The sequence below is a fragment of the uncultured Litoreibacter sp. genome (genome assembly GCF_947501785.1).
GTDB lineage: Bacteria > Pseudomonadota > Alphaproteobacteria > Rhodobacterales > Rhodobacteraceae > Litoreibacter.
Genome location: NZ_CANMXB010000001.1, coordinates 1,033,334 through 1,059,485 on the forward strand (window position 1 = coordinate 1,033,334; position 26,152 = coordinate 1,059,485).

At 61.7% G+C, this 26,152-nt stretch carries 19 protein-coding genes; 6 read left to right on the plus strand and 13 right to left on the minus strand.

Annotated features, from left to right (window positions below):
* Positions 1-55: 55 nt before the first annotated feature.
* From Q0899_RS05075 to Q0899_RS05105, 7 genes are all read right to left on the minus strand, one after another.
* Complete coding sequence (locus Q0899_RS05075) at positions 56-1,192, minus strand: MFS transporter (RefSeq protein ID WP_299191288.1); 1,137 nt, start codon at positions 1,190-1,192, stop codon at positions 56-58.
* 145 nt (positions 1,193-1,337) lie between these two features.
* On the minus strand, positions 1,338-2,735 hold the full coding sequence (lpdA, locus tag Q0899_RS05080) for a dihydrolipoyl dehydrogenase (protein ID WP_298357317.1): 1,398 nt from the start codon (positions 2,733-2,735) through the stop codon (positions 1,338-1,340).
* Positions 2,736-2,854: 119 nt separating this feature from the next.
* Positions 2,855-3,547: an SGNH/GDSL hydrolase family protein gene (locus tag Q0899_RS05085; protein WP_298290734.1), complete on the minus strand. Its 693-nt coding sequence runs from the start codon at positions 3,545-3,547 to the stop codon at positions 2,855-2,857.
* An 84-nt stretch (positions 3,548-3,631) separates the two neighbouring features.
* Complete coding sequence (locus tag Q0899_RS05090) at positions 3,632-4,210, minus strand: DUF924 family protein (RefSeq protein WP_298290731.1); 579 nt, start codon at positions 4,208-4,210, stop codon at positions 3,632-3,634.
* Between the two features lie 131 nt (positions 4,211-4,341).
* A complete protein-coding gene (locus Q0899_RS05095) occupies positions 4,342-5,643 on the minus strand; it encodes an MFS transporter (protein WP_299191292.1) in 1,302 nt (433 codons plus the stop codon).
* 112 nt (positions 5,644-5,755) lie between these two features.
* Positions 5,756-6,793, minus strand: coding sequence for a tRNA preQ1(34) S-adenosylmethionine ribosyltransferase-isomerase QueA (gene queA / locus Q0899_RS05100; RefSeq protein ID WP_299191294.1), 1,038 nt, complete (start codon positions 6,791-6,793; stop codon positions 5,756-5,758).
* A 6-nt stretch (positions 6,794-6,799) separates the two neighbouring features.
* Positions 6,800-10,159, minus strand: coding sequence for a DUF3971 domain-containing protein (locus Q0899_RS05105; RefSeq protein WP_299191296.1), 3,360 nt, complete (start codon positions 10,157-10,159; stop codon positions 6,800-6,802).
* A 118-nt stretch (positions 10,160-10,277) separates the two neighbouring features.
* Here Q0899_RS05105 and Q0899_RS05110 point away from each other — a divergent pair, with 118 nt between their 5' ends.
* The 5 genes from Q0899_RS05110 (at position 10,278) to Q0899_RS05130 (ending at position 15,144) form a co-directional block, all read left to right on the plus strand.
* Positions 10,278-10,739, plus strand: a complete 462-nt coding sequence (locus Q0899_RS05110) for a peroxiredoxin (protein WP_299191299.1) — start codon at positions 10,278-10,280, stop codon at positions 10,737-10,739.
* Entirely contained in the window at positions 10,736-11,572 is an 837-nt protein-coding gene (locus Q0899_RS05115) for a ferritin-like domain-containing protein (RefSeq protein ID WP_299191301.1), read from the plus strand. Before Q0899_RS05110 ends, Q0899_RS05115 begins: the two co-directional genes overlap by 4 nt.
* A 195-nt stretch (positions 11,573-11,767) precedes the next feature.
* The gene (locus tag Q0899_RS05120) at positions 11,768-13,114 is read left to right on the plus strand and encodes a M23 family metallopeptidase (protein ID WP_299191303.1); all 1,347 of its coding nucleotides are present in this window, start codon (positions 11,768-11,770) and stop codon (positions 13,112-13,114) included.
* Positions 13,104-13,625, plus strand: a complete 522-nt coding sequence (locus Q0899_RS05125) for a polymer-forming cytoskeletal protein (protein ID WP_298290712.1) — start codon at positions 13,104-13,106, stop codon at positions 13,623-13,625. The genes Q0899_RS05120 and Q0899_RS05125 overlap by 11 nt, the downstream gene beginning before the upstream one ends.
* A 4-nt stretch (positions 13,626-13,629) precedes the next feature.
* Positions 13,630-15,144 carry an MFS transporter gene (locus tag Q0899_RS05130; RefSeq protein ID WP_299191305.1) on the plus strand — a complete coding sequence of 505 codons (1,515 nt, stop codon included), beginning with the start codon at positions 13,630-13,632 and terminating at the stop codon, positions 15,142-15,144.
* Between the two features lie 4 nt (positions 15,145-15,148).
* On the opposite strand, the gene prfB is transcribed toward Q0899_RS05130, so the two are convergent.
* The 4 genes from prfB to Q0899_RS05150 all read right to left on the minus strand — a co-directional run bounded on the left by prfB (position 15,149) and on the right by Q0899_RS05150 (position 21,420).
* Entirely contained in the window at positions 15,149-16,270 is a 1,122-nt protein-coding gene (gene prfB, locus Q0899_RS05135; RefSeq protein ID WP_299191307.1) for a peptide chain release factor 2, read from the minus strand.
* Between the two features lie 88 nt (positions 16,271-16,358).
* Positions 16,359-18,878, minus strand: coding sequence for a penicillin-binding protein 1A (locus tag Q0899_RS05140; RefSeq protein ID WP_299195241.1), 2,520 nt, complete (start codon positions 18,876-18,878; stop codon positions 16,359-16,361).
* 121 nt (positions 18,879-18,999) lie between these two features.
* Positions 19,000-20,202, minus strand: coding sequence for an N-acetylmuramoyl-L-alanine amidase (locus tag Q0899_RS05145; RefSeq protein WP_299191309.1), 1,203 nt, complete (start codon positions 20,200-20,202; stop codon positions 19,000-19,002).
* Positions 20,203-20,280: 78 nt separating this feature from the next.
* Complete coding sequence (locus Q0899_RS05150) at positions 20,281-21,420, minus strand: aminotransferase class I/II-fold pyridoxal phosphate-dependent enzyme (RefSeq protein WP_299191311.1); 1,140 nt, start codon at positions 21,418-21,420, stop codon at positions 20,281-20,283.
* Between the two features lie 80 nt (positions 21,421-21,500).
* On the opposite strand from Q0899_RS05150, the gene Q0899_RS05155 reads away from it, so the two are divergent.
* Positions 21,501-22,832, plus strand: a complete 1,332-nt coding sequence (locus tag Q0899_RS05155) for a M48 family metalloprotease (protein ID WP_298290698.1) — start codon at positions 21,501-21,503, stop codon at positions 22,830-22,832.
* Here the strand turns inward: Q0899_RS05155 and Q0899_RS05160 are convergent.
* Together Q0899_RS05160 and Q0899_RS05165 are read right to left on the minus strand one after the other, a co-directional pair.
* On the minus strand, positions 22,829-23,188 hold the full coding sequence (locus Q0899_RS05160) for a VOC family protein (protein WP_299191313.1): 360 nt from the start codon (positions 23,186-23,188) through the stop codon (positions 22,829-22,831). The genes Q0899_RS05155 and Q0899_RS05160 overlap by 4 nt on opposite strands.
* A 69-nt stretch (positions 23,189-23,257) precedes the next feature.
* Positions 23,258-25,990, minus strand: a complete 2,733-nt coding sequence (locus tag Q0899_RS05165) for a ribonuclease E/G (RefSeq protein WP_299191315.1) — start codon at positions 25,988-25,990, stop codon at positions 23,258-23,260.
* Positions 25,991-26,152: the final 162 nt, after the last annotated feature.

The window sequence follows — 26,152 nt, forward strand, 5'->3', positions numbered from 1 at the left end:
CGTGCCGCCGCAAGTTCCAACCAGTTTATAGAACATTAAGAGAACATCCACAGATTTATTTGATCGCGCGCCGCAGCAGCAGGGTCGAGCCGATGCCCAATGCGCAAAACGCGATCAAAACCGTGCCGACCGCCGCCATCCCCCCGCTCTCCATCATCAGCACGAAGATCGGCGTGCCAAGCGTGGTGCCGATATTGCCCTGCTGCGCAATCCCCCCCGTTGCCCGCGCGCGGTCCGTGGCCGTATCGTTGAAATACGGGATCGAGGCGAAAGACGCCGCCGGGATCAACGCCATTACGAAGAACAACACGAAGAGCGGCCAATTCGCGCCTTGCAGCGACAAGACCACCCCGGTCGCGGCGATGGTCAGCCCAAAGCCAGCCGCCACCAACTTGTCGGGTGCGATGCGCTTGGCCAGAAAGCCGCCCCAGATCGTGCCCACAATGCTGATCAGGGGTAACGCGGTGATCACCCAAAGCTCCAGATCCAGGGCGAGAGGCAAAACCGCAAGCAACGCTAAGTAGAGGATCGTGTACCAGACGAACCCCGCGCCAGGGATCAGCAGGCGCGGCGTGGCATAGATGATCCGGTGCTCTGCCACGAAGGATACCGGCACCGGGTCCGCAATCCGCCCCTTGGGCAGCAGCGGAAACAACGCCCCGGCCACCAACAACATGCCCACCCCATGAAAGAGGAACACCGCGCTCAAGCCGCCAAGAGACAGCAATCCGGGCAACAAAATCGCCAAAAGCGCCATAGAAATCCCGAAAAATGCGGCCCAAATGCCCATAACAACGGGGCGGTCGCGGTCGGTCGCGATGCTTGCCATCAAGGTGGGCGTGGCCACGACAATGGCCAAATGAGAGATGCCCTCCAAAATCCGCAGCCCCGCGAAAACCGGCATGGGAGGGATCAGCGCCTCCAACAGGGACAGCGCGCCGCCTGCCAAAAGCGCGCCCGTCAAGGCCCGAACCACCCCGATGCGCGCGACAACAGACCCCGCGACCGCGCCAAGCACGATGCCCACAATCCCCACGATCGAGATCAGCACAGGCACAAACGCACCGCCCTGCGGGTAGGTCGCACGGAGCACTTCCAGCGTCAGGGTCAGCTTGCCAAACTGCGCCGCCGCGAACAGCCCGGCCACAAGCAGCATGAACACCAACAGCCAGTTTGTGCGAACCGGGCTCATGGCGGGCGGTCCCTTTCCTTCGTTCAAAAATACTCCCGGGGGGAGGAGCGTCAGCGACGGGGGGTCGCAATTGTTGCGCCATTGGTCCGAGCGACAATGGCGACGCCCCCGCCTTAGCGACGACGATAGCCGTCGCAAAACCTGGCTACATGTGGATCGTCCGTCCGTAAGCGTCCAGCACAGCTTCGTGCATCATTTCGGACAAGGTCGGATGGGGGAAGACTGTGTTCATCAGGTCTTCTTCGGTGGTCTCCAGCTGGCGCCCCACGACATAGCCTTGGATCAGTTCGGTCACTTCCGCGCCCACCATATGGGCCCCCAGCAGCTCGCCAGTCTTGCCATCAAAAACGGTCTTCACCATGCCTTCCGGCTCGCCCAGCGCAATCGCCTTGCCGTTGCCGATAAACGGGAAGCGGCCAACTTTGACGTCATAGCCCAGCTCCTTCGCTTTCGCCTCGGTATAGCCGACGGAGGCCACTTGCGGATGGCAATATGTGCAGCCCGCAATGCTTTCCGGGCGCACCGGGTGCACATTGTTTTTGCCGGCAATCAGCTCAGCGACCATCACGCCTTCATGGCTGGCTTTATGCGCCAGCCAGGGCGCGCCGGCGATATCGCCAATGGCAAACACCCCATCAACACCGGTGCGGCAATATTCATCCACCACCACATGGGTGCGGTCGATCTTGATGCCCTGCTCTTCCAGACCCAGGTTTTCGACGTTGCCCACAATACCCACTGCGGAGATCACGGTGTCGAATTCGTGCTTCTCGACCTTGCCGCCGACCTCGATATGCGCGGTGACTTTGCCTTTGGCCCGGTCAAGTTGTTTGACCATCGCCTTTTGCATGATCTTCATGCCCTGTTTTTCAAATTGCTTCTTCGCAAATTTGGAAATCTCTTCATCTTCCACCGGCAGCACGCGGTCCATGACCTCGACCACCGTCGTGTCGGCGCCGAGCGTGTTGTAGAAGCTGGCAAACTCAATGCCAATCGCGCCTGAGCCAATAACCAGCAGCTTCTTGGGCATCCGCTTGGGCGTCAACGCGGCTTTGTAGGTCCAGACCAGATCACCATCTGCTTCCAGCCCAGGCAGCTCACGCGCCCGCGCGCCGGTGGCCAGCACGATGTTTTTGGCGGTCAGCTCCTCGGTGCCCTTCTCGGTTTTCACCGAGACCTTGCCTTTGCCGGTCAGCTTGGCCTCCCCCATCACGGTGGTCACCTTGTTCTTCTTCATCAGGTGGCCAACGCCGCCCGCCAGTTGCCCGGCCACAGCGCGGGAGCGTTTGACGACGGCGTCCAGATCATACCCGATGCCATCTGCTTTCAGGCCAAATTCCTTGGCGCGATGCATCAGATGAAACACTTCAGAGGACCGCAGCAGCGCCTTGGTTGGAATGCAGCCCCAGTTCAGGCAGATGCCGCCCAGATGTTCTCGTTCGACAACGGCGACGTTCAGCCCAAGCTGTGCGCCACGAATGGCGGCGACATAGCCGCCGGGGCCTGCGCCAATTACAACAAGATCGTAGGATGCGGTCGCCATATCTGTCTCTCCCGAAAACTAGTTTAGTGTTAAACTAGTTTTGCGCAGATGACAAAGCAACAGACAGAGTTGCGACCCCGCCATGACCCAGATGCATAACGCGGACGCGCTGGATCGGGTCAATTTCCGGCGGATTCCAGCTTTTTCAATGATGCTGCAAGGGTCGCCCCGATCTTGCGGGTGGTCTTTTGCGACGGGTGGAACCCGTCCAGCGCAAAGCTGGACCGTTTTTCAATGTCCACGACCTCGCGGGTGGAGAAGTACCCCACCCCCGGCAAACGACCCGCCATGATTTTCTGGCGGCGCACCAGCTCCAGCACATCGTCTTTGCACCCTGAAAACAGGTTGAGCCGCGGGTTGCCTATATAACCTACCATCATCACCTGTGCGCCGGTGCCGCGGGCGCGGCGCACCAGATCAGGCAATATGCCCGTTTTGCCATCCTTTGATATGATACCGCTGATCACCTTCTCGCAGCGATTGCAGCCGCATTTGGTCAACAAATCATTGGCTCCGCCATTGATGACCACCCAATCCCAGTCGCCCTCCTCAAACTGGGCCGGGATAACGCTGCGCGGATTATCCTCGGCGCCGGTCAGGTACATTTTCGCGCCGGAGGCGGCGCGATTGCGCACTTTCCACCCCGTTTGCCGCGCCAGAACCTGCGGGATGGATTTGCCGCGCATGCGGTGCCAATCCAACAAGCTGTCGCCCAACACCAGCACCTGGCGCGGCTCGTTGGCCGCAGCCGGGGGCGCAACGAAGCCAAGCATGACGATAAAGACGAGGCATTTTGAGAGGATCATACGCATGCAACACACCCTACCGATGGCCCGCGTGACATCAAGCATCAACCTGCGGGAAGGTTAACCGGTCACCGGTATTTGAAAACAGGGTTAGGCCGTGGCCTGAATTTCCCGAACTGTCGCGCCGTAGCCGCCCGCTTCCAGAAATGCGACCTCCGGCTCGGATGTTTTGCGGTCAAGCGCTTCGTTGCGGAACGGGAAACGGCCAAATTTGCGGATGACATCGCGATGCGCGCGCGCGTGAAGCAGATGTTCGTCGCGGCCCTCCGGCATCCGGGTGGCAAACATGCGAATGCAGCGTTCCTGATCGGTGATGCACTCCGAATGCATCATCGGCATATAGAAAAACTGGCGGGCCGGTTCGTCTATTCTGAGATCCCAGCCGCGGTCGACCGCGATCTTCGACATGGCCAATGCCAGCCTGTCGGTGGCAAACGCCTCGCTGGAGCCGCGGTACATGTTGCGCGAAAACTGGTCTGTCAGGATGATGTAGGCCAAGGCCCCGCTTGGGTAGGTCATCCACATGGACAATCCGCCGGAGCGCGCCTTGTCCAAACTGTCCTTGAAACGCGTTCGAATGGCCTCATCGACCTCTTCGTTTGCCTCGTACCAACCCTTGGGTCCGATCTCATCCAGCCAAAAGGCCAGTACTTCTTCCGGTGTCGCCATAGCGCCCTCCCGTGACCACTTACCCCCTACGTTCATCAAATCGTTACAACCATTTGCGCCCCGATCAAGGGTTTTTAGCCGGTTGGCTTTCCCCGCGAAACGATCGTGACTTTCATGACAGTTTGTTGCGGCTATTCACGCGGATTCCCGTCCCATTCCGGCAATTCCCAGTTTTCGTCCTCGTCATCAGCGTCAGAATAGAAATCCTGCGCCACCTCCGCCGCAATCGCCATGCCCGCAGACGTCACCGGCGCATAGGGCACCGGTTCGTAATCGTCGGCCTCCTCCACGTATAGCGACGCACGCTGGGTCATGCGGTAGATGCCGTAAGCTGCGACCGCGAACATGAGCACAATGATCACCAACCAGAACCCATCCGCCCCGAAACTGGTCATGATCCAACCAATCAGGATAGGCCCGCCAACAGCCCCCAATCCATTCACGAAGAGAAACCCGCCTGACGCGGCCGCCATATCATCAGGTTCTAGATAGTCATTGGCATAGGCGATCAGCAGCGCGTAAAGCGGGTTGGACATACCACCCAGCACAAAGGCAGACATGCAAAGCGCCCAGAAATAGCCGCTGAACACCCAGCCGACTATTGCTGCAAACGCCCCACCTGCTGCGACCCCGATGATGAGCAGCCGCCGGTCCATCCGGTCGGACATGAACCCAATTGGGTATTGCAGCACCATCGCGCCGACAAATATCGCTGAGATGAAGATCGAAATTTCGCCCACGCTCATCCCAATTTCCGTGGCATAGACCGCTGACATCCCGAATTGCGCCGCAAAGATTGATCCCAGCAGAAACATCCCGACAAAGCCCAGAGGGGACAGTTTGTAGAGGTCCCGCAATTTCATATTCTTGGTGGTCTCGTATGCGGGCGCCGGGGCCACCGACAACAGGATTGGGGCAAATGAGATGGACACCAACACCGAGGGGATCACAAACAGGATCCAGCCGCCAGGATCGGCAACGTTCAGCAGGCCCTGCGCAGTCACAATCCCGACCATCTGCACGATCATGTATAACGACAAGGTCTGGCCGCGCGTCTCGTTCGTGGCCGCGTTGTTGAGCCAGCTTTCCGCCGTCACATAGAGCCCTGAGAAGCAGAACCCCACCAGCACCCGCAACAATATCCACGCCGCCGGGTAGGTGATTGCAGGGTACAGGATCAACGCCGCAGACACCATGGACCCAAGGGCCGCGAAGACGCGCACATGCCCCACCCGTCCGATGAAGTCCGGCGCCAGCCTTGATCCGCCCAGAAAGCCAAGGAAATAGGCGGATGTGATCAGTGACAGCTCGAAGGTGGTGAAGCCTTCCAGCGCGCCGCGCACGCCCATCATGGTGCCTTGCATGCCGTTGCCGACCATCAAGAACATCATGCCCAGCAAAAGCGCCCAGGCGTTGCCGATCACTTTGAACATATTGCTGCTCCACAACATCGCGACACCGACTCGGCATGGCCCTTACCGTCGCCCGCTTACGCCCAGATTTCAGGTCCCACAACGACGAAAATGAGTCGTAATTATTTCGTGTTCAGGGGATCAGCAGCGAGCTGTCGCCATATGAGAAGAACCGGTACTCTTCCGCGACGGCATGTCCGTAAATTTTCGTAACCGACTCCTGCCCCATCAAGGCCGAGACCAGCATAAGCAATGTCGATTTCGGCAGATGGAAATTGGTCATCAACGCGTCAGTGACGTTGAAGGCGAAGCCGGGGTAGATGAAAATGTCGGTCTCGCCCGTCCAGGCCGTAACTTTGCCAGTGTCGCGGCTTGCGGTTTCAATCAGCCGCAGCGCGGTCGTGCCCACCGGGATCACCCGCCCGCCCTTGGCCTTTATGTCGTTGATCTGCGCCGCGGCCTCGGCGCTGACCTGCCCCCATTCGGCATGCATCTTGTGGGTGGTGACGTCGTCGACCTTGACCGGCAAAAACGTCCCCGCGCCCACATGCAACGTCACTTCGCAAAATTGCACGCCCCTGGCTTTCAATTCCGCCAGCAGCACGTCGTCGAAATGCAACGACGCCGTCGGCGCCGCAACCGCGCCCTGGTGTTTGGCAAAGGCGGTTTGGTAGTCGTCCTTGTCGCGCGCATCCGCCGCGCGTTTGGCCGCAATATAGGGCGGCAAAGGCATCTGACCGGCCTCCGCCAGAGCGGCGTCAAAGGCGTCGCCTTCAAGGTTGAAACGCAGCACGCCCTGCCCGTCGGCGCGGCCCAGCATTTCGGCCTGCAGGCCGGCAGCAAAGCGGATCACCTCTCCGTCCTTGACCTTGCGCAATGGTTTGATCAACGCGGTCCAGTTGCCGTCCGTATCGGGCGACAACAGCGTCACCTCGATCTTCGAGACGTTGCCCCCCCGATCCCGCGTGCCAAACAGTCGCGCCGGGATCACCTTGGTGTTGTTGAGCACCAGCAGGTCGTCCGGGCCGAGCAAGGCGGGCAGATCGCTGACCATCCGGTCCTGCAATTCGCCCCCATCTGCGACCAACATCCGGGCCGACCGGCGCGGCGACACCGGGCGCACGGCAATCAGCTGCTCGGGCAGATCAAAGTCAAAATCATCAAGTTTCATGCTAAATCAGTTCGTAGGCTTCGGCGGGGCTTGGCGGAAAATCTCGCGGAAAATGCCGGGGGTAAAGACCGAAAGCGGGTTCACCGCCACGTTGGGCGCATCCGCCGCACCGTTGAGCGAGTAATTGAAGCCAAACAATCCCTCGCCCTTCTTGGAGAACAGGAAGCCCAAAGGCCGGTTCACGAAAAACAGCGGCGATATCACCCCCTGCATCTGCATCTTGCGGCTGCTGGTAGAATAGACGCCGTCCATGGTGATACCCATCGACGGCCCCACCGCGCGGCTTTCGCGCAGGCGCACGCCGCCGGGTGACAGGGTAAAGGTCGCGTCAACCTCGCTGAACAGGATGCCGTCGCCCGACAACTGTTCCAACAACCCCACAACGGACAAGGCGGACAGAAGGTCTGCAAGCGCCGGAGCCTTCTTGATCCTTGTATTGGCGACTGTCACGCGCCCGTTAAATTCCCCGGCCCTGCCGGTGGGTTGCAGCACGAGGTTCATCTCCCCTCCGCGCGCGTTGCGGAAAATGCCGGTCGCGGCGATGACGCCCCCACCATTCGCGGAGGCGATACGCACCGCCAACCCTTTGGCGGTCGGCACAACCACCCCGTTGATCTTTGCCTGCCCGTTGACCAATCCGGTGAAGGACCCGTCCAACCCGCGATCGTTGCGGAACTTGCCGCGGAACTTGTCGATGCGGATGTCGTCTGTCACCTGAAGGCTGTCCAAGGCCAGATCAAGCGGCGGGCCGCCGGTGGGCGCGCCGCCACCGGAGCCCACCCCGAACTTGCGAATGTCAATGGACCCGCCGCGCACCAGCAACTGCACCGGCCTGCCTTTGCCGCGTCCCACAACCTCGACCCGGCTGTTCAGCCGCCCTGCCACTTTCAACGGGTTGAAGACCGCGCGGTCCAGGCCGCCACCGGGGCGCAGCGTCAGCGACCCGGTCGCCGACAGGCCCGCGCCTGATATGCTGAGGCTCTTTATCACCGGCGTTTCACCCATGCTGAGCGCGACATTCAGGGCACCGTCCTGATTTGGCCCCTTTGACCACCCCAAAGCGTCGATCCTCAGCCCGACGCCCCGCAGGTTAGAGCGCAGCGTCAGGTCGGGCACCTGCCCTTTGGTCAGCGCCAGCTCAAACTGCCCCCGCCCCTTGCCCCGCACGCTGCCATCTGGCAGCCCGATATTGAACGCGTTCAGCGCGGTTTGTGACAACTCGATAGAGCCCTTCACCGTCGAACTGTCGCCCGAGCTCGGACCTATGCCACGCTCCCAGGTCACATCTATCGGGATGCCGTCCAGCGTGCCTTGTCCCGCAATGGTCAAAGCCCCCTCCGCGGCCGTCAGGTTCATAACTTCCGAGCGCAGGCTGCGGCCCGGGACCAGCGTGTCAGAGTGGACATCTCTTACCAAAGCCTCCACGGAATAGGTGACGTCCTTGACAAGAACCTCCTTGGCCAACGGCACTTGCAGCTGCGCGATGACATCGGCCTGGCCTTGCGCCAAATCCGTGGCGAAGCCCGACTTGCTGAGAAACTCAAACGGCTTCTCGTCCAGCAACGACATCGCCGCCTGCAAAGGCCCGCGCGCCCGCAGCGATATTTCAGCGTCCGGGATCTTCTTGTTTATGTCGGGAATTTGCATGACCGATCCCGCCACATCCAAGCGCCCGCCCGCCGGTGCGGTCACAAATCCCTCATGCAGGACCAAGGTCATTTCGTCTTCGGCGATCGTGACGTAGCCATGGCCGTTTTCCACCTTGGGCAAGGTCTTGAGGTAACGCACATTGGCGTTTTCGAAGTTGAAGGTAACAGCTGAGCCCAGCTTTTTGCCCGGCACCACCCGCAAGGCGGCGGCGGCATTTGTCAGTTCGCCCGATTGGATGTTGCTGGTCAGCCAGTCACGGGTGTTTTTGACGGCGCTGGTGGGCCACAGCCCCAGCAGCTGGTCCTGATCAATGCTGCCAATATTGGCGTCAACCGAAGCAAGCCACCCCGCGTCTCCCACGGACACTTTGCCGCCCGCGACAATTTCGGTCCCCTCGTCGCGCAGCACCATTTGCCCGATATCAACCTTCAGATCATTGGGCCGGTAGCGCAGATCCACCTGCCCCTCGCTAAAGGTGACCGGCGTCTCGAAGATGCCTTCGGGGTCCAGCTTGAGATCGGACAACCGAATTTGCATGAGAAGCGTTTCGGGGATGCCGGCGGCAAAGTCCATCAGGTCCGCATGGCCCTGCCCTTTGAGCCGCAACTCGGGTGCGTCGATGTCAAGCTGCTCAAGATGCAGGCGGCCGGTGGCCGAGCTGTAACGCACCAAAGTGCGCGCGCTGTTGAGCGGCAATGGTTTGGCCTGCGGGGCCGGCTGCACGAAGCCGCCGCCGATATTGAGCGCGCCAAAGAAGCTGACCACTTCCCCCTCCGCGCCAATTTCGGTGGTCAGGGCCCCGTCAATGGGAGCGTCCAGCAGTTCAAGAAAGTTCAATGTGCTGACCTGTTCGGCCACGTCGCGCACACGCAGTTGCGAGAATTTCGCCTCCAGGCGGCCACCCGGCGCGCCTTTGGCCTTGTCCGCCGACAGCGTTAGCGTTGCGGGATCGTTGCCATCCAAGGAGATGTCAAAAGCGACATTCAGCGCCAGAAAGTTTGCGCCATTAACCAGCTTGAGACGCCCTTCATCCACAACAAGGTCACGCCCAACCCGTTGGTCATCCAAGACCATGCGAACGCCGGTGGCGGTGACTTCCTCCAGCTCTCGAAGGGCCGGATGCGCGAAGGCGGCGTCAATCAGGGCCATCACCTCGGCCACCGAGTTGGCCTCCAGCTCATCCGCTGCCGCGGTCCCGCCAAAAGCGAAGGCAAACTGACCGCTCGCATCCCGCGTCAGGTTGATCTGCGCGGCGCTGATGTCCAGTGTTTCAAGGGCAATGCGCCCCTGCAGCAGCTCTGATGTGTCGAGCTTTACCTGCAAGCTTGGCAGGGCCATCAACGGGGCCTCGGCGGCGCTGCGCATGCGGATGCCCTGCAGCTCCACCGTCGGGCGCAGCTCGTCATCCAGCAACCCGACCGACACGCCGGCCAACAAAATGTCTGGCCCCTCGATCTGGGCGTTGATCCGGTCTTGCACCTGCTCCGTCGCCCAATCCGGCAAGTTCACGGACCGCCCCATCACGGTCAGCAGCCCTATCACCAACGCCGCGGCCACCATGCTGAGCATGGCGGTCATGACCGATAGCAAGATCCACCTCTTGCGCACTTTCATGCCGCGCTTGCGCGGTGCCTCGCGCGGCGCGCCGCCGGGCAATGGCGGGGCGTCATCGACCCCTTCAAGTTCGGGGGGCGGCTCTGTGGGCGCGTTCGACATTTTGCCTCTTGCCTCTTTCATCGCCGAAATGCGATTTGCCGGGTTTATCTTTTCTTATAACGCTCTAGCTTCCGCTCCACATCATTTTTGTATGAGCAACGCGAAAGGAGCGTCCCGCATGATTTCCGAAGGTGACATGGCCCCTGACTTCACCCTGCCCCGCGACGGCGGCGGCACGATCACGCTGTCGGAGCTGCGCCCCGGCAAGGCAGTGGTCTATTTCTACCCCAAGGACGACACGCCCGGCTGCACAAAAGAAGCCATCGGCTTCACCGAACATCTGGACGCGTTCAAGGCCGCGGGCTGCGACATCATCGGCATCTCAAAGGACACTGCCGCCAAGCATGACAAGTTTCTGGCCAAACACGCTTTGGGCGTGATCCTGGCCTCTGACGCCGACGATCAGGTCTGCGAGGCCTACGGCGTGTGGAAAGAAAAGAGCATGTACGGCAAGACCTATATGGGCATCGAACGCTCCACCTTTTTGATCGGCGGGGACGGCAAGGTGTTGAACGCATGGCACAAAGTGCGCGTGCCCGGCCATGTGGAGGCCGTCCTTGAGGCCGCGCAATCCGCATGAATGTCAGCTTGCGCGATATGGCGGTCGAGGTGCTATCCACTGCCGACCCGCATGCTAAAGTGGCGTTCAGCCGCGCCCATGCGGCCACGTGGCGCGACGCGCGTGCGACTGGCACAGAACCACCGCTCGGCCGCAAAGCGCCGCCGGATTTCCCTGCGCGCCCCGCCTCGCCGGAACTGCTCAACCCGCGCGATGTGCCACATCGCAAACCCGGCACCGAAGCGGGCCGCATTGCCATGCTGCACGCAATTGCGCATATCGAGCTGAACGCGGTTGATCTGCACTGGGATCTGGTCGCGCGGTTTCCCGACGTGGAATTTCCGCTTGGTTTCTTTGACGACTGGGTCAAGGCCGCTGACGAGGAATCCAAACATTTCAAACTGTTGTCGGACTGCCTTCAGAGCTACGGCAGCCATTATGGCGCGCTGCCCGCGCATGCCGGCATGTGGCAAGCGGCCACTGACACGGCACAGGACATCATGGGCCGGTTGGCCGTCGTGCCGATGGTACTGGAGGCCCGCGGTCTGGACGTCACCCCGGGGATGATCAAGCTCTTCCAGCAGGCCAAGGACACCCAAACGGTCGCGGCGCTAAATGTGATTTACGCCGAAGAAGTGGCCCATGTGGCTTATGGCTCAAAGTGGTTTCACTTCCTGTGCGGGCGCGAAAATCTCGACCCCAAAATCGCATTTCACGGCCTCGTCAAACGCTACTTCCATTCAAAATTGAGACCGCCCTTCAACGAAGAAAAACGTGCCGAGGCGGGACTTGCTCCTGACTTTTACTGGCCGCTGACCGAGGCGGAGCTGCAAACCCCGGCGGCGCTGACCTAGCGTCAGGGTCCCATTTCTTTAACTTCTGCCCGGAAAAGCCGAAGCCATAAGCAAAAATCCGCGCGTTAGGCACAAAATTTGACCTAAATCATTGCGACGTTTCGCTTGAGCCCCTAAGCACATCGGGCGCGCGGGAAACCGTGTGGGGACACGCTTGCGCGCGCTGGGTACTGGGACACGACGGGACACATCAAATTGCGTAGAAAACTGCTAGATAAGCTCAACACCGCGCTTGAGCGTAGACTGCCTGAACAACGCCTTTTCATGAAATCGGATGCGGGCACCCGTTTCATTCGGTTACGACCGCTGACAATGGCCGGAATGCTGGCCGGTGGCGCCGTGCTGATGAGCTGGGCCATCGTGGTAACGGCCATCTTCTTGATGGACTCGATCAGTTCCGGCAACCAGCGTGAACAGTCCCAACGCGAACGCGCCATATATGAGGCGCGCCTGAACGCGCTCAGCAAAGAGCGCGACGACCGCGCCGCCGAAGCTGCCGCAGCCCAGGACAGGTTCTTTGTGGCGTTGGAGCAGATCTCGGGCATGCAAAGCTCCCTGCTTGCATCGGAGGATCGCCGCACCGAGCTCGAGACCGGCATCGAAGTTATTCAAAAGACGCTGCGCCGCACCATTCGCGAACGCGACGGCGCCCGCACTGAACATGAAACGCTGTTGGCACAGCTGGAAGAAAATGCGGACGGCACCGGCCCAACCATTGCCCGCGCGCAGTCGGCTGACGGCTCTGTCGCGTTTTTGACAGCGGCGCTGGAACAGACCGCCGAAGAACGCGACGAAGCGCTGAAATTCTCGGCGGAGGCCGAGACAATCGTTGAAGACCTGCGCTTCGAGATGCAGTTGAATGAGGACCGCAACAACCGCATTTTCCAACGCCTTGAAGAAGCCGTAACAGTATCGCTTGAGCCGCTGGACAAAATGTTCCGCGCCGCAGGCATGCCCACTGAGAGCATCCTGAACGAGGTGCGCCGAGGATATTCCGGCCAGGGCGGCCCGCTGTTGCCGGTGACCAAGTCGACCTCCGGCGGTGCAACCGTGAAGGACAGCACATCGGCCCGCGCCAACACGCTGCTGAAGGAACTCGACCGTATCAACCTGTTCCGCATCGCCGCTGACAAGACCCCGGTGGGCGTTCCAGTGAAATCGGCATTCCGATTCACTTCGGGCTTTGGCTACCGTCGCGACCCGAAAGGGGCCGGTCGGCGGATGCACGCTGGCGTTGACTTTGCAGCCGCCCACGGCACCCCAATCTATGCGTCGGCGGACGGTGTTGTGACCCACGCCGGTTGGCAATCAGGATATGGTAGGTTGGTCAAAATCAAGCACGCATTTGGCATCGAAACACGCTACGCGCATAACTCAAAAATCCGCGTGAAAGTCGGACAAAGGGTCTCGCGCGGTGATCGTATCGGTGATATGGGAGCTACTGGCCGGGTGACGGGAACGCATCTTCATTACGAGGTGCGGATCAACGGAAACCCCGTAAACCCAATGACCTATATCAAGGCAGGACGCGATGTTTTCTAAGAGCAAGATCAACGAACCCAACCCCTCTTCTTCCGACGCCAAGCCAGCTGTGCCTGCTGCACCGGCTTCCTCATCAGCCCCAGCGAGCGCACCGAAGTCTGATATGACCAGCACTGCCCCCCGCCCCAAGGCGGCCCCATCGACCCTGTCCAGCGATCTGACCATCACCGGCAACTTGAAAACCACCGGCGACATTCAGGTTGAAGGCACTGTCGAAGGCGACATCCGCGCGCATCTGCTGACCGTCGGCGACACTGCCGTTATCAAGGGTGAGATCATTGCTGACGACGTAGTTGTAAATGGTCGTATTGTTGGTCGCGTGCGTGGCCTCAAGGTCCGCCTCACATCAACCGCCCGCGTTGAAGGTGACATCATCCACAAGACAATCGCCATCGAATCCGGCGCCCATTTCGAGGGCTCGGTGCAACGGCAAGATGATCCACTGAATTCCGGGTCGAAAACGCCTGTTCCAACCGCCGCGGCGGCCAAAGCAGAGCCCGCAAAAAGCTAATTGAATGACTAAGACATCGGCCCCGGGACCAATTACGGGTTCGGGGCCCTATACATTATGCGCCCCCGAGGCGCGAAAATATATTCTGTTTGCAGCAATTCTGGCCTCCGGTCTCGGCTTTATTGACGGGTCCATGGTCGCAATCGCCCTTCCGGGCATGCGCAACTCGCTGGTTGCAACGCTGGTTCAAGCTCAGTGGATCTCCAATGCCTATATGCTGACCTTGTCGGCACTGATCCTTGTGGGCGGCGCAATTGGTGACCGCTTCGGGCTGGCGCGTGTCTTTGCGGGCGGCATCGCGTTGTTCGTGGTGGCTTCTATCGCCTGCGCGCTTGCGCCCACGCCGCAATTCCTGATCGTGGCACGGGCCATCCAAGGCATCGGGGCTGCGTTCATGGTGCCCGGCTCCCTCGCCCTGATCTCGCGCGCCTACCCCCCCGAGGAACGTGGCCGCGCCATTGGCATCTGGGCTGCGTCTTCGGCCATCACGGCGGCCCTAGGCCCCATCATTGGCGGGCTGGCGCTGACATTCGGGACGGATGACACCTGGCGTTGGATCTTCGCGATCAACCTGCCGCTGGGTGGGCTCGCGCTTTACGTACTTTGGAGCAAGATCGAGCAGGACCCGGCGCAACCCGAACGCGGCGTCGACATCCAGGGCGGCATTCTGGCCACGTTGGGCCTCGGGCTGATTGCATGGGCGCTGACCGGAGCGGAACACGGCAATCTGGTGGATGGCAAGTCGCTGGCCATTGCGGGCGCAGGTCTGTTGGCCATGGGCGCGTTCCTGTGGACCGAGGCCACCAGCCCGCACCCGATGATGCCGTTGAGCCTGTTCAAAAACCTGCGGTTCACCATCGCCAACGTCGTCAGCTTCTTCATCTATTTCTCGTTCTCGACCATCTCAATGTACTTGCCCATGGCTGTGGTCGGCGGCTGGAACGTCACCGAGATCGAGGTCTCGGCCGCCTACGCGCCCCTGTCCTTCTTCATCGCGTCCCTGTCGGGTCTGTCGGGCAAGATGGCCGACCGCTACGGCCCCGCGCCGCTGCTGGTTACAGGCTCGTTGGTGCTGGCGGCGGGCTACGCGTCGTTGTCTTACGTGGCCCATACCCAAAACTTCTGGGGCGCGGTGATGCCCGCAATGTGCCTGCAAGGCATCGGCATGGCGCTCGTCGTAGCGCCGCTGTCCACAGCCGTCATGGGATCGGTGGAAAGCCACAAAACCGGCACCGCATCAGGTGTGAACAACGCGGTGACCCGCATGGCAGGCCTGATCTCGGTGGCAACAATGGGCAGCGTGATTGCGGTGACCTATGGCGCGGCAGGCGGCGGCGGCAGTTTTGGCGAGGCGTCCGAACTTGCGTCCCACGCGCCCGCCTCCAACGCGGCATTCGCGCGGTTCGCAGCCGTCGCTGCAGTACTCTGCGCGATCAGTGCCGTCATTTCGGTGTTCAGTGGCACCACCGGCCCCAGCAAGCGCAAGGCAGAACAAGACCTGTCGCAGGTCATCTCGTAGGCGCTTACCCCTGCGCGTCGGCGCGGCTTTTGCCCGCCACGTTCTGGGCCAGCGTTTCCGCCATGAACCCATCCAGATCACCGTCCAGCACGCCTTTGGTGTCCGACGTTTCGTAGTTGGTGCGCAGGTCCTTCACCATCTGGTAGGGCTGCAGCACGTAGGATCGGATTTGGTTGCCCCAGCCCGCGTCCCCCTTGTTTTCATGCGCCTCGTTGATGGCCGCATTCCGGCGGTCCAGCTCCATCTGATAGAGCCTCGATTTCAGTGCCTTCATCGCAATGTCGCGGTTCTGGTGTTGCGATTTCTCGGAGGAGGTCACCACGATGCCGGTCGGCTCATGCGTGATTCGCACAGCGGAATCCGTGGTGTTGACGTGCTGCCCACCCGCCCCGGAGGACCGGTAGGTGTCGATGCGGATATCGCTGGGGTTCACCTCGATATCAATATTGTCGTCCACCACCGGGTAGACCCAAACAGAGGTAAACGACGTGTGCCGCTTGGCCGCTGAATCAAACGGCGAGATGCGCACCAGCCGGTGCACGCCGCTTTCGGATTTCAGCCAGCCATAGGCGTTGTGCCCGCTGATCTTGTAGGCGGCGGATTTGATCCCCGCCTCGTCCCCCGCGCTGGTGGATTGCAGTTCAACCTTGAAGCCGCGTTTTTCGGCCCAGCGCACATACATCCGTGCCAGCATCGACGCCCAGTCGCAGCTTTCCGTACCGCCCGCACCTGCGTTGATCTCAAGGAAGGTGTCGTTGGCATCCGCCTCCCCGTCCAGCAGCGCTTCCAGCTCTTTGGCGGCGGCTTTCTCGACAAGGGCGGTTAACGCCGCCTCGGCCTCTGCCACGACTTCCGCGTCGTCTTCCATCTCGCCCAATTCGATCAGCTCGACATTGTCATCCAGCTCCTGCAGCATGGAGGTGTAGCTGTCCATCGCATCCACCAGCGACTGGCGGTCGCGCATCAGCTTCTGCGCGCTCTCCGGGTCGTCCCACAGGGTCGGGTCCTCAACGCGCGCGTTGAATTCTTCCAACCGATGAGAAGCGGTTTCCCAGTCCATGCGGCTCTTGAGAAGCTCCAGCGATTTGGTGATGGCCTCGACGGCGTTCTGAGCGTCTGCGCGCATGGCGGTGGTCTTCCTGTCTTAAGTCACATGGATAGATAGGCGCTGGGCGCGCCCGCGTCCAACTCGTTCTTTCACGAAATCTGTGGTGTCAGTACAGCCCGCCCGCCGAAAGCGTGCCAAAATTGGCCCGCTTCGGGATCACCGCGCGTTTGCCGCTTGAGGTGGTGACCTCAGTCACCGCATTCACGTTGCTGTCGCCGCGCACAAACAGGTTCAGGTTGGACCCCATCGCAAAGCCGCCATCAAGCACAGCGCCCAGACCGAAGGTAGGCTCCTCGCCGTCGCGGAAATACTCGCTCACCACGTGGTCACCGCTGGCATCGTTGGGCAGCACCGCGCCAGAGAAGCGGTCGATCTTGACGAAATAGCCGCCCGGAGGCACGTCAAACTTGCCGCCCCCGTATTTGGCCGTCGCCTGCTTCATGAAGCTGTTGAACACGGGGCCGCACATGCCGCCGCCCGAGGCACCACGCCCCAGGCCGCGCGGGCGGTCATGCCCGATGTAACAACCCGCCACGATGTTGGATGTGAAGCCCACAAACCAAACATCCTTGGCGTCATTGGTGGTCCCGGTTTTGCCCGCCGTCGGCACGCCGAGGTTGACGGTTTTGGCCGCGGTGCCGCGCTCAACCACGCCCCGCATCATCGAGGTCAGCTGATACGCGGTGATCGCATCCATCACCCGTTCGCGGTTGGACACGATCAAGGGCGCAAAGTTGTCGTCCAGCGACGCCAATTGGCAATCCTCGCAGACGCGCTGGTCGTGGCGATACACCGTCCGCCCCCAGCGATCCTGCACACGGTCCACCAAGGTGGGTTCCACCCGTTCGCCGCCATTGGCAAACATTGCGTAGGCGGTGACCATCTTCATCAACGTCGATTCCTGCGCGCCCAGCGCGTTGGACAGGAACGGGTTCATCTTGTCGTACACGCCAAAGCGTTCCGCATATTGCGCCACGGTGCCCATGCCGATTTCCTCGGCCAGACGGATCGTCATAAGGTTCCGCGAGCGTTCAATCCCGGTGCGCAACGGCGCGGGGCCGTAGAATTTGTTGGAGGCGTTTTTGGGCCGCCACAAGCCCTGCGGCGTGTTGATCTCAATCGGCGCGTCCACCACGATGGTGTTGGGCGCAAAGCCGCTGTCCAAAGCTGCCGCGTAGACAAACGGCTTGAACGAGGACCCCGGCTGGCGCGTTGCCTGCGTGGCGCGGTTGAACACCGAATGCTGGTAGGAGAACCCGCCCTGCATCGCCAGAACGCGGCCCGTATTGACATCCATCGCCATGAACCCGCCCTGCACCTGCGGGATCTGGCGCAGCGACCAAGTGCCGTCGTCGCGGGCCTTCACGTGAACGACGTCGCCCACATCCAGCAGGTTGTCGACGGAGGCTTGTTTCTTGCCCAGCTTGCCGTCTTCCAGACGGGGGCGCGCCCATTTGACGTCAGCGCCTTGGATGATGCCTTCGCCTTCCCCCTCGATGCCAATGGTCGCGTCTGCGCCCTCAAGCTTCAGGACCACCGCCGCCCGCCAGCCTTTGACGTCACGCGGAAAGACAGTATTGAACAGCGTCTCTTTCCAGGCCTCGCCGGTCAGGGTGTCAGGCTCCAGCTTGGTCTTCACGCGGTGGAAGATGCCTTGCCCGCGATCGTAGCTTTCCAGCGCGCGGCGCAGCGACTTGGCGGCCTCATCCTGCAATTCGCGATCCACGGTGGCGCGGATCGACAGGCCCCCGCCGAAAAATTCTTCCTCGCCAAAGTTGGCCGACAGCTGGCGGCGAATTTCGTCGGTGAAATAATCGCGGTCCGGAATTTGACCTTTGAACGCGTCGTAATCGCCGTTCTGCACGGACATCAGCGGGGCCTCTTTCGCCCGCTCGTATTCTTCCATCGAGATGTAGCCGTTTTCATACATCTCACGCAGCACGAAGTTGCGCCGGCCAATGGCGCGTTCCATCTGGCGCACCGGGTGGTAGCGCGAGGGCGCTTTCGGCAGCACCGCCAGATAAGCCGCCTCTTCAACCGTCAGCTGGGTCAGCGTCTTGTTGAAATAGGTCTGCGCGGCGGCCGCCACGCCAAAGCTGTTCTGGCCCAGAAAAATCTCGTTCAGGTACAGCTCAAGAATTTCGTCCTTGCTGAGCGTGGTCTCGATCCGTGCGGCGAGGATCAACTCCTTAACTTTTCGTTCCGCCGAGCGTTCGCCGCCCAAAAGGAAGTTCTTCATCACCTGCTGCGTGATGGTCGAGGCCCCGCGAAGACGCCCGCCCTGCGCGGCGTCCAAGGCGGCCTTCGCCATGCCCAGCGGGTCATAGCCTTTGTGGGTGTAGAAATATTTGTCCTCGGCGGAAATGAACGCCTGCTTCACCATATCGGGGATTTGGTCGGCCGGGGCGAACAGGCGGCGTTCCTGCGCAAATTCGTCAATCAGGTCACCTTGGCCCGAATAGATGCGGCTGATGGTGGGCGGGGTGTATTGCGCCAGCTCATCGGTGTTGGGCAGGTCGCGCGAATACATCATGAAGATGGCGCCAACCAGCAGCGCGACCGCGAAGGCCCCGATGGTAATCAGGCTGAAGATCGACCCGAAGAAGGAAAGGATTGCGCGCAGGATCACAGCTGCCCCCATTTAAAACATGGCCCCGTTATAGGGGGCCGCGCGGCTGGCGTCAAAACGCGAGGCCGCCCAAACGCGGCCATTTCACGCCTATTTTGATCACTTTTTGGGCAAAGCATCATTGCCCCGCCCGGCTGCGCTGCGCCTCTTCCTCGACGGCCCAGGCACCAATAGCATCCACGATGCCCTCCGCGGCCTGCGCGCGCCAGACCGGATCCATCAGATTGTCGAGGTCGGATTGCGACGACATAAAGCCCAGCTCGATCAGGACCGAGGGGATATCTGGCGCTTTCAGCACCGAAAACCCGGCCTTCAACCGCGGGCGTTTGTGCAAGCTTCCCAGCCGTTCACGCATGCCGATAACCAGCTGGTCGGCCAGCATATCGGCGCGCGGCGCTGTTTCCAGCCGGGCGAGGTCCATCAGCACGGTCGCGATCTGGTCGTCCTGCGCCCGCAGGTCCACCCCCGCCAGAATGTCCTGCCGGTCCTGGCGTTCCGCCAACAGCGCGCTCGCCCTGTCGGAGGCTTCCTCCGACAATGTGTAAATCGTGGTCCCCGTCGCGCGGCCTTCGACCAGCGCATCGGCATGAAGCGAAATGAAGAGGTCCGCATTGCCAGCCCGCGCGAGACTGACCCGGGCGGGCAAGGACACGAAGCTGTCGTCGGTTCGGGTCATCACCACCTCGTCAACCTCGCCACGCAGCAGCGCCTCTTTCAGCTCCCGGGCGAATTGCAGCATCAGGTCGGCCTCGTCATGGCCGCCGCGCTGCGCGCCGGGATCAACGCCGCCATGGCCCGGGTCAAGCGCCACGATCAGCTTTCCATCGTCGCGTTGAACAGGCTCCGTCATAGGCGCGCTGTCCTCTCCCGGCGCGCCGGCACTTGCGGCAAACTCTTCGGGCGTCGCGGGCGCCAGCACCACGCGCACGACTGCATCGCCTTCGTTCAGGTCGGTCTCCAACGCAGCTTTTTGAACGGCCAAAGGCCCGGACAATTCCATCACCAGTCGCGACCAGCCGGGGCGGAACGCGCCGCCCGCGACACTGGCAACAAGATCGGACTGGTCCAGCACGTCAAGATTGGCCTCAAACGCCACTTCGCGGAAATCGATCACCAGCCGCATCGGCGCGTCCAGCGTGAAGACGCGGTAAGGCACGGCCTGTGTCAGCGCGAGCGCCACTTCGACGCCCAAGCCATTGTCAGTGATCGCAGAATTTTCCATGTCCACACGCGCAAGCGCGCGCAGCTGTTGTGCAACTGAGGCACCCGCGCCCACCGCAAGGGAGAGCGCACAGCACGCTGCGATTAACTTTCTATACATGACCGCCCAGCCTGTTTGGCCCGTCTGCCGGGCCGTTCTTGTTTTGACATAGTATAGCGGTTGGCGCGGGGCTTGTCGCTACCCTTTGCGTCGCGTCATAAACGTCGTCAGCCGGTCCAACCCCTCGGCGATATCAGCCGTGGCGCGCGCGTAAGAAAAGCGCACCGTCTGATGTCCGCGAATAGGGTCGAAATCCAACCCAGGCGTGATGGCCACTCCCGCCTCGTCCAGCACTTCGCGGCAAAACGCCAGCGAATCTGACGTCAAATCAGACACGTCCGCGTAGATGTAGAACGCCCCGTCGGGCGGCGCGATGCGGTCGAACCCGGCCTTGGGCAGCCCGTCCAGCATCAGCCGCCGGTTTGCGGCATAGACCTCCAGCATCGCTTCCGTTTCGTCCCGCGCCTGCAGCGCGCCGAGCGCCGCGATTTGGGCGGCATGCGGGGCGCAAATGAACATGTTTTGCGCCAGCCGCTCGATCATGCGGACATGGTCTTGCGGAACCACCATCCACCCCAGCCGCCAGCCGGTCATGGAGAAATATTTTGAGAAGGAGTTGATCACATAGACATCGTCGCTGATCTCCAGCGCCGAGACGGCGCGGCCGTCATATTGTACGCCGTGGTAAATCTCGTCCGAGATGAAACTGACGTCATTCATCTGGCACGCGCCAATCAGCCCGGCAAGGTCCTCACGCGACAGCATCGTCCCGGTAGGATTTGCCGGCGAGGCCACGATCATCCCAGCCAGATCAGCTGACGGCAGCTGCGGCACATGGCGGTCCTTGGCGTGGGTGGCAAAGCCCACAGGGTGCAAATCCAGCGATTTCAGGATTTGGCGGTAGGACGGATAACCCGGCTCGGTCACACCAACCGCCTCGCCCGTGTCAAACAGCGCTGTAAAGGCCAGCACGAATGCGGCGGACGACCCTGCCGTGACAACCACCCGGTTCGGGTCAAGGTCAACGTCGTACCAATCCTTGTAGAGCGCCGCGATACCGGCGCGCAGCTCTGGCAGCCCCAAGGCCACGGTATAGCCCAGCGCGTCTTCATCCATGGCCTGGCTCAGGGCAGTGCGCGCGAGCTTGGGCGCCGGGGTGCCGGGTTGGCCCACTTCCATATGGATGATCCGGCGGCCCGCCTCTTCAAGTTTTCTTGCAGACTCCATCACATCCATCACAATAAACGGATCGACGTCGCCTCGGCTTGAACTTCGCATGGCTTCCTCGCACTCTGGCCGCAATTCTGGCCCCGCTTGAACCAGCGCGTGGGCCAAAGGTCAATGAAAGGAAAGCCTTGATGCTGTCCAGACTGCTGCCCCTGATGCTGGCATTGCTGTTGGCGCTGCCCGCGCACGCCATCACCGTCATCCGCGACGCCGAGATCGAACGCTCTCTCAAGGAGATCGCCAAACCGGTGCTGCGCGCGGCGGGGCTTGGCACCAACTCGGTCCGTATCCTTGTCATTCAGGACAACTCGTTGAACGCCTTTGTGGTCGATAGCCGCCACATCTTCGTGCATTCCGGCCTGATCATGCGGCTCAAACGGCCCGAGGCGCTGCAGGCGGTGCTGGCCCATGAAATTGCGCATATCGCCAATGGGCATCTGGTGCGTCGCGCGGGCAACGCGCGGACCGCGAGCCGGGTCGCGGCGATCGGGCTGGCGCTCTCCGTCGCGGCCGCCGCGAAGGGCGAAAGCGAAGCTGCCATCGGCATCGCGGCGGGGTCAGCCGGGTCCGCGCAACGGGTGTTCTTCGCCCATACGCGGGCCGAGGAAGCCTCCGCCGACCAATCGGCGCTGCGCTACATGGCGTCTGCCGGGATTGATCCCGCGGCGATGAACGACATTCTTGATCTCTTTCGCGGGCAAGAGGCGCTGCGCTCCAACCGCCAGGACCCCTATGCGCGCACCCACCCCCTGACCGCGGACCGGCTACGCGCGGTGCGCGGCTATGTGGCGGGGCTGAAAGCGCGGACCCGGCCCGCCTCCGCCGAAACGGTCTATTGGTACAACCGGATGGAGGCCAAGCTGCAAGGCTTCCTGCAAAATTCCAAAACCGTGCTGCGTAGGCCTGAGGCGAAGGGAAACGGAGAGACCGCCGTGCTGCGCCGTGCCGTGGCCTATCACCGCCGGCCCGCCGCCGCGAAGGCGCTCAAGGAAATGAACACCCTGCTCAAGCTGCGCCCGCGCGACCCGTACTACCACGAATTGCGGGGGCAAATTCTGCTTGAAAGCCGCAACACCGCCGCCGCCGTGCAGTCCTACCGTAACGCGGTTAACCTTGCACGGGGGGAGCCGCTGATCCTCGCCGGTCTCGGCAAAGCGCTGCTGGCCGCAAACACCAAAGCGTCCAATGCCGAAGCGTTGCGGGTCCTGAACACGGCGCGGGGCCGCGACCCCGGCGATCCGGTGATGCTGCGCAACCTCGCCCTGGCGCATGCCAAGAATGGGCAGAATGCCATGGCCTCCGTCGCCACGGCGGAGAGGTATTTGGTGATTGGCCGTTTCAACGAGGCAGAGCTGCATTCAAAACGGGCTTTGGGCGCCCTGCCGCGCGGCTCGCAAGGTTGGCTGAGGGCGCAAGATGTGCTGAGCACCGCGAAAGCGGCGCCAAAGAAGCGCCGCCGCTAACGGCGTATGACCGCCTCGATGTTGTGGCCGTCAGGGTCCAATATGTAGGCCGCGTAGTAGCCTGCACCGTATTGCGGGCGGTCCCCCGGCGCGCCGTTGCAGGTGCCTCCGGCCGCAAGCGCCGCGGCGTGAAACGCGTCGACCTCAGCAACTGATGCCGCGCTGAACCCGACATGCAGCGGCTCTATCGCACCTATTGCCGGCACCAGCCCGAAGGACCATTCCTGCTGCGCCCCGTAGCCAACCGCGTCGCCATCTTCAGCCACCATGGCGACGCCCAACGTCGCCAAGACCGCGTCGTAGAACCCGCGTGCGTCGTGCACATTGGTGACCGGCAAATTCATGTGATCAATCATCGCGCAACAGCTCCCGCAAACGAAAAAGGGCGGGCACAGCGCCCGCCCCTGTAAGTCTGTAGCTTAGCCCTACCGGCCCAGCGACCACCAGCCCTTGCGTTTGGACTTGGGCTTTTCTTCCGTGGCGGTGTCGCCTTCGGCTGCCGCCATTGGCGTCGTCCCCGACGTCCGTGTACGGGTCTTTTTCGGCTTCGGCGCGGGTTCGGCTTCGGCGTCGGTCGTGGCATCGGCCACGATGGCGGCTTCCGCCACCACCTCGGCAGGCGCTTCCTTGGCCTTTGGCTTCGGTTTCGCGCGCGACCGGGTCTTCTTCGGCTTCTCCTCCGCCGCCGGGGCTGCGTCCTCGGAAGGTGCCGCTTCCGCAGCCTCTTCCTTGGGCTCAGCCTTCTTGCGGCGGGTGCGCTTGGGCTTGGGCTTTTCTTCCTCAGCCGCTGCCTCTGCGGGGGCCGCCTCCTCCTTCGCGGTCTCGGCCTCAGCCTCTTCCGGTTTTTTGGAACGTGAGCGACGCCGCGATTTCGGCTTCTCGTCCGACTTGGCTTCGGTTTCCGCCTCGGCCTCCGCCGCCGCGGCCTCCGCTATGGATGGACGTGGGTCGTCATCCTCGGCGTCAGCGGCTTTTGGCGTGTCGTTTTGGCTGTCTGCGCTTTCGGTGTTTTCCGCGTTCTCGTTCTCACGATCCCGGTTGCGGTTGCGGCCACGGCCGCCCCGACGCCGGCGGCGCTTTTTCTTCTTGGGGTTGCCGTCTTCGTCCAGCTCAGGCTCGCTGCGTTGCTGCTGCTGTTCCTGGCCGCGCGGTGCGGGCGCTTCTTCTTCATCCGCTTCAACCGCGTCCTCGATGTCGGACATGTCGATTGAATCCATCGAGATGGCGGCCGTCTTGGCCACGACAGGCGCAAGGTTGCGGGTTGCGGTTTTGAACTTTTCGATCTCGAAATCGGGGGAGACCTTATGCGGGTCCGCCTCGATGCGCACGGCCATGCCGTAGCGCGCTTCGATCTCGGCGATGTGCTCACGCTTGGCGTTCATCAGGTAGTTGACCACGGCCACAGGCGCTTTCAGCAGCACCTCTTTCGACCGTTTGCGGGTCCCCTCCTCTTCCAACTGGCGCAGGATGGTCAAGGCCAAGCTGTCGTCAGACCGAATCAACCCGGTGCCGTGGCACGATGGGCAAGGCTGTGTCGTTGCTTCCAACATGCCGGGGCGCAAACGCTGGCGCGACATTTCCAACAGGCCAAAGCCCGAGATGCGGCCCACCTGGATGCGCGCGCGGTCCGTCTTCAGCTTATCCTTCAGGCGCTTCTCAACGGCGTTGTTGTTGCGCCGCTCTTCCATGTCGATGAAGTCAATGACGATCAGACCTGCAAGGTCGCGCAAACGCATCTGGCGCGCCACCTCTTCGGCGGCCTCAAGGTTGGTTTTCAGCGCGGTCTGCTCAATCGAGCCTTCCTTCGTCGCCCGGCCAGAGTTCACGTCAACGGCAACCAAAGCCTCGGTGATCCCGATCACGATATAGCCGCCCGAGGGCAACTGCACCGTCGGGTTGAACATGCCCGACAGATACGATTCCACTTGATGGCGCGCGAAGAGCGGCATCGCGTCGGCGTAATGCTTCACGTTCTTGGCGTGGGACGGCATGATCATCTTCATGAAGTCCTTGGCGGTGCGGTAACCGCCCTCGCCCTCGACCAGAACCTCGTCAATCTCGCGGTTATAGAGGTCGCGAATGGACCGCTTGATCAGGTCGCCTTCTTCATAAATCGGGGCCGGCGCAATTGACTTGAGGGTCAGTTCGCGCACCTGCTCCCAATGGCGCTGCAGGTATTCGTAGTCGCGCTTGATTTCCGACTTGGTGCGTTTGGCCCCTGCCGTGCGCACGATCAGCCCCGCGCCCTTGGGCACGTCGATCTCGTTCGCAATCTCTTTGAGCTTCTTGCGGTCCGCGGCGTTGGTGATCTTGCGGGAAATGCCGCCGCCGCGCGCGGTGTTGGGCATCAGCACGCAATAGCGGCCAGCCAGCGACAGGTAAGTGGTCAGCGCCGCGCCCTTGTTGCCGCGCTCTTCCTTGACGACCTGGACCAGAAGGATCTGGCGAACTTTCACAACTTCCTGAATTTTGTAGCGCTTCGGGCGTGGCTTGCGCTTCGGGCGCACCTCATCGGCGTCGTCTTCCTGCGCCACGGATTCGATATTCTCGTCCTTGTCGGTGGCCTGCAGCGCGTCGTCGTCCGCCGCGTCATCATCATCGCCGTCATCGTCGTCGGCGGCAGGTGTTTCCACGGGCGTCTCCGCCACGGTCTCCATGGGGGAGGACCCCTCTTCGACCACTTTTTCCTCGTCCAGCTCGACCACGTCCATGCCTGGAATGGCTTCGGCCACTTCCGCGCCGTCCTCAGATGTTACCTCTTCGGTCACGACCACGTCGTCGGTCTTGGCCTCCGCCGCCTTGGAGCGCGAGCGGGACCGAGAACGCGACCGTTTCTTCGGCTTTTCGTCCTCTTCCGCCTGCTGGCGGGCGTATTCCGCTTCCTCTTCCAGCAGCGCCTGACGGTCGGCTACGGGGATCTGGTAATAGTCCGGGTGGATCTCGCTGAACGCCAGGAACCCATGGCGGTTTCCGCCATAGTCGATGAACGCCGCCTGCAGCGACGGCTCAACCCGTGTTACTTTTGCGAGGTAGATGTTGCCAGCAAGCTGGCGTTTGTTTTCAGACTCAAAATCGAATTCCTCGATCTTGTTTCCGTCTGCGACAACAACCCGGGTCTCTTCCGGGTGTGTTGCGTCGATAAGCATTTTCTTAGCCATGGTATCCGTGCGCATTCCGCAAAGGCACTAGACCCGGGCGGTGACCCGGGGGGAGAAGTAACGTTGGCGAAATGACTTGTCTGAGCGAGGCTGTCCGCGCGGACAGGAATGGCGCGAGCGGGGCTGTGCGCCCTGACCCTTTGTGCCTGTCTGTCTCCTGCG

Excerpts from the sequence above, each read along its gene's own strand:
- Q0899_RS05075 (WP_299191288.1), bottom strand. The coding sequence starts at position 1,192 with ATGAGCCCGGTTCGCACAAACTGGCTGTTGGTGTTCATGCTGCTTGTG.
- Q0899_RS05125 (WP_298290712.1), top strand. The coding sequence starts at position 13,104 with ATGTTTTCTAAGAGCAAGATCAACGAACCCAACCCCTCTTCTTCCGAC.
- Q0899_RS05155 (WP_298290698.1), top strand. The coding sequence starts at position 21,501 with ATGCTGTCCAGACTGCTGCCCCTGATGCTGGCATTGCTGTTGGCGCTG.
- Q0899_RS05160 (WP_299191313.1), bottom strand. The coding sequence starts at position 23,188 with ATGATTGATCACATGAATTTGCCGGTCACCAATGTGCACGACGCACGC.
- Q0899_RS05085 (WP_298290734.1), bottom strand. The coding sequence starts at position 3,547 with ATGCGTATGATCCTCTCAAAATGCCTCGTCTTTATCGTCATGCTTGGC.
- Q0899_RS05105 (WP_299191296.1), bottom strand. The coding sequence starts at position 10,159 with ATGTCGAACGCGCCCACAGAGCCGCCCCCCGAACTTGAAGGGGTCGAT.
- lpdA (WP_298357317.1), bottom strand. The coding sequence starts at position 2,735 with ATGGCGACCGCATCCTACGATCTTGTTGTAATTGGCGCAGGCCCCGGC.
- Q0899_RS05090 (WP_298290731.1), bottom strand. The coding sequence starts at position 4,210 with ATGGCGACACCGGAAGAAGTACTGGCCTTTTGGCTGGATGAGATCGGA.
- Q0899_RS05150 (WP_299191311.1), bottom strand. The coding sequence starts at position 21,420 with ATGCGAAGTTCAAGCCGAGGCGACGTCGATCCGTTTATTGTGATGGAT.
- Q0899_RS05095 (WP_299191292.1), bottom strand. The coding sequence starts at position 5,643 with ATGTTCAAAGTGATCGGCAACGCCTGGGCGCTTTTGCTGGGCATGATG.
- Q0899_RS05110 (WP_299191299.1), top strand. The coding sequence starts at position 10,278 with ATGATTTCCGAAGGTGACATGGCCCCTGACTTCACCCTGCCCCGCGAC.
- prfB (WP_299191307.1), bottom strand. The coding sequence starts at position 16,270 with ATGCGCGCAGACGCTCAGAACGCCGTCGAGGCCATCACCAAATCGCTG.
- Q0899_RS05130 (WP_299191305.1), top strand. The coding sequence starts at position 13,630 with ATGACTAAGACATCGGCCCCGGGACCAATTACGGGTTCGGGGCCCTAT.
- Q0899_RS05145 (WP_299191309.1), bottom strand. The coding sequence starts at position 20,202 with ATGTATAGAAAGTTAATCGCAGCGTGCTGTGCGCTCTCCCTTGCGGTG.
- Q0899_RS05115 (WP_299191301.1), top strand. The coding sequence starts at position 10,736 with ATGAATGTCAGCTTGCGCGATATGGCGGTCGAGGTGCTATCCACTGCC.
- Q0899_RS05165 (WP_299191315.1), bottom strand. The coding sequence starts at position 25,990 with ATGGCTAAGAAAATGCTTATCGACGCAACACACCCGGAAGAGACCCGG.
- queA (WP_299191294.1), bottom strand. The coding sequence starts at position 6,793 with ATGAAACTTGATGATTTTGACTTTGATCTGCCCGAGCAGCTGATTGCC.